Source organism: Fimbriimonadaceae bacterium (assembly GCA_019638775.1).
Taxonomy (GTDB): domain Bacteria; phylum Armatimonadota; class Fimbriimonadia; order Fimbriimonadales; family Fimbriimonadaceae; genus JAHBTD01.
Genome location: JAHBTD010000123.1, coordinates 1 through 1,015, shown reverse-complemented (window position 1 = coordinate 1,015; position 1,015 = coordinate 1). Strand labels below are relative to the sequence as shown.

Genomic DNA, 1,015 nt, shown 5'->3' with positions numbered 1-1,015 from the left:
GCTCGGTGTGACGGCCACGGCGAGTGAATCCACGAGAAAATGCCGGCCATCGTGCAAAGCCCCCATGGGAATGGTCCTCAGCGACCCCTCAGCTACCATCACGAGCGTATGTACGCCGGCCCCTTGTAAATCTTGCTGAATGGGCGCAATCAACCAGCCATGCAGCGTCTGGGCGGAAGCCAGATAATTCTGCGACTGCGAGTCCTGAATCAGCCGCCTGAACGAACGAATTTCATTCGTCAGCTTGTCGCCCGTTACAGGAACCCTCACCTGCTTCAGTCCGTTGGCCGTTTCCAGGAGCAATTCGAGCCGGTCGGGAAACGCAATAGGATAGATCACCGCAGTGTCGGGCGCTAAGGAGCCGGCCCCTCGGTGACTCGCGACCGTCGCGACACAATCGTCCTGGAAATAGTCCTGCAATTCGGCCGCCCGCGAGACTTCGATCGTCTCTTTCACCTTCACGAGCAACTGCTCGTTCTGATCCGGTGTCTTTGCCGCTGCCGCTCTCCGCAACAAGACATCCTCGTACTCTGCAAACAACGGCGCGACCGATTCATAGTACGAATGATGCCGTCCCTGATACCCCACAGAGTATTCGTAATGAATCGGCTTCAGGAGAGTCACAGCACGCTGGTAGGCAGTCAGCGCCTCTTCCTCCTTGCCCTCTGCACGTAACAATCTCGCCGTTTGCCATTGCCAACGGTACAGCGATTCCGGCGCATGTACTTTTTGAGCAGCGAAGGTGGCCTTCCGCGAATACTCCAAGGCCTCCGGATGGCGATGCTCACGCTCTCGCAGCTCTCCGAGATACCCCCAGGCGTAGGACTGACCGCGCGCATCGCCCACGCGCCCGGCGGCCTCACCGGCGGCGGTAAAAGCATCCGCCGATTGACGCAACAGGCCGGCCGCGGACCCCGTAGCAGCCACGGCCTCCGTGACGCGGCCTTTCACGGCATCGGCTCCCCCGGCCGCACCGGCTTTTCCGGTCATGGCGGCAAACAACTCCTGATACCCG

General features: G+C 60.5%; 1 protein-coding gene. It reads right to left on the bottom strand.

Annotation, left to right across the window (positions count from 1 at the left end; genetic code table 11):
* A partial coding sequence (locus KF784_20385) for a CHAT domain-containing protein (GenBank protein MBX3121415.1) occupies nt 1–990 on the bottom strand: 990 nt, incomplete at its 3' end.
* Nucleotides 991–1,015: the final 25 nt, after the last annotated feature.